The sequence below is a fragment of the Mesorhizobium sp. M7A.F.Ca.US.014.04.1.1 genome (assembly GCF_003998745.1).
Lineage (GTDB): Bacteria > Pseudomonadota > Alphaproteobacteria > Rhizobiales > Rhizobiaceae > Mesorhizobium > Mesorhizobium ciceri.
In genome coordinates this window covers 1-1,242 of record NZ_RZRW01001024.1, presented here as the reverse complement: position 1 = coordinate 1,242, position 1,242 = coordinate 1, and the positions used below count along the sequence as shown (strand labels likewise).

Annotated in this window: 1 protein-coding gene and 2 pseudogenes; all 3 read left to right on the top strand. The window is 60.0% G+C overall.

Features of this window, described 5'->3' with window-relative positions; translation table 11 throughout:
* Window positions 1-141 (top strand): annotated as a pseudogene (locus EOA22_RS39300) (lipid kinase); the annotation flags it as partial.
* Window positions 142-631: 490 nt separating this feature from the next.
* Window positions 632-868, top strand: a complete 237-nt coding sequence (locus EOA22_RS34145; protein ID WP_063170804.1) for a hypothetical protein — start codon at window positions 632-634, stop codon at window positions 866-868.
* Window positions 865-1,242: pseudogene (locus EOA22_RS34140) on the top strand (hypothetical protein); the annotation flags it as partial. The gene EOA22_RS34145 and the pseudogene EOA22_RS34140, both read left to right, overlap by 4 nt.

The following is a 1,242-nucleotide window of genomic DNA, read 5'->3' as shown; positions in this document are numbered from 1 at the left end:
GAGAAGCCGATGCCGGTCAACACCGATGGTGAGATCGTCACCTCGACACCAGCCCATTTCAAGGTCCATCCAAAGGCGATCTCGGTCTTCGCGCCTGCGCCCGTCGGCATACGAGATCGCACGGAAGGAGAAAGACCTTAGATTGTCGGTGGACCATCCCTGCGTCAAGGCTGCACAACAGCTTATCGCCGGCCGCGAGGCATGCATGATTATCGTGTTCTCGACGACGCTGACCTCCACTAGGCAAGCAATTTGGCCCCACGATCGTCCCGAGGTCATCAAAACGGCGACAACGACCGGTCCATGCGAGAAGCGGCGAGCTCGACAAATTATGATTTCCTTGGTCTGTTGCTAGCAGGTCGACATGCGCGACTTGGGGCCGTGGCCGCTTGGCACGACCGGCCTGAAAAGACTCCTTGGCCGGAGCTTTGCGTCATGAGCCGGAATGCAAACGGTTGCTGCGGCTCGTTACAACGCGCCTTGGCAAAGGTGCCGAACGCGGCCCTTAGGCGTTCCCGAAGGCTGGTTCAAAATGAACTGATATGTGATGCAGCCAAAGGATTGTTGCCCTTTGCCGTTCGAATATTAGCAACCTCTTGACGACCGCCGGCCGCGCTCCAGAATCTCTCACATGGCGCAGAGACAGACTGGCATCGACTTTGGGCTCGAGGTGACGGCAGGCGGCGTCACTCATCTGGAACTGCGCGACGACCGTCGGGGAAGCAACGCGCCGGAGAAGGCAAAGGCGCCGGGCCACGCCACGCCGGTCGACTATGAAGCTGGCAAGGCCACGGTCGGCGGTTTGGTCACAGTCGAAGCGGGCTCCCATCAGGGGATGGAAACGCGCCGCGCCGGTGCTCCGCGATGAGAAAATCCGGGACTGACAATCTCGTCCCGGCCATCAAGAGCCCCGGCGATGCGCCGTCGATGAAGGGCGCAGAGCAGTTCGAGATTTTCCCCGACTACGGCCCGACGATCAACAGGCGCCACATGGTAGCGGCAGCGGTGGTGGCAGTCCCGCTCCTGTTCGGTTTCACTGGCCTTGCCATCCGTTATGCCGCTGTTGCTTCAACATTGGCAGAACCAGGCTTCGGGTCTTATGCTCGTGCGCTCTGCCGATGGGATTGCCACTGGTATGTGGACATTTCCGAACGCGGCTACGAGCGCTTTCCCATCCCGAACCAAAGCAATGTCGGACGATGGGGCTTCTTTCCATTCTACCCGATGCTGGTAGCGGTGATC